This window comes from Paraburkholderia sp. 31.1 (assembly GCF_014397645.1).
GTDB classification, from domain to species: Bacteria; Pseudomonadota; Gammaproteobacteria; order Burkholderiales; family Burkholderiaceae; genus Paraburkholderia; species Paraburkholderia tuberum.
Genome location: NZ_VZQN01000241.1, coordinates 1 through 280, shown reverse-complemented (window position 1 = coordinate 280; position 280 = coordinate 1). Strand labels below are relative to the sequence as shown.

Annotated in this window: 1 protein-coding gene; it reads left to right on the top strand. The window is 57.1% G+C overall.

Annotation, left to right across the window (positions count from 1 at the left end; all coding sequences use genetic code 11):
- On the top strand, window positions 1-118 hold a 118-nt coding region (locus F6X37_RS36550), incomplete at its 5' end, for an IS4 family transposase (RefSeq protein WP_222945057.1).
- Window positions 119-280: the final 162 nt, after the last annotated feature.

The window sequence follows — 280 nt, the reverse complement described above, 5'->3', positions numbered from 1 at the left end:
CGGACGCAAGGGTGATGGTGAACCCGGCGCGAAGACACTGTGGATTGGCATGCAGCGTGTCATGGATGCGGTGATCACCATCCAGATCCTGCGCGACGGCTACGATACTTCTGTATAAGGAGATGCCTTTAGCCGGCATTTTTATCGCGCGGACTTCGCGGGGTCATACGATCTGTCAATTCGTCGTCGGCGCGCTGCTTGTGCTAACCATCACCTGACATAGATGACGGTGTTCGAAGACAGCGCGATCAGGATCGATGCGCATGCTGCCGCCAGTGCG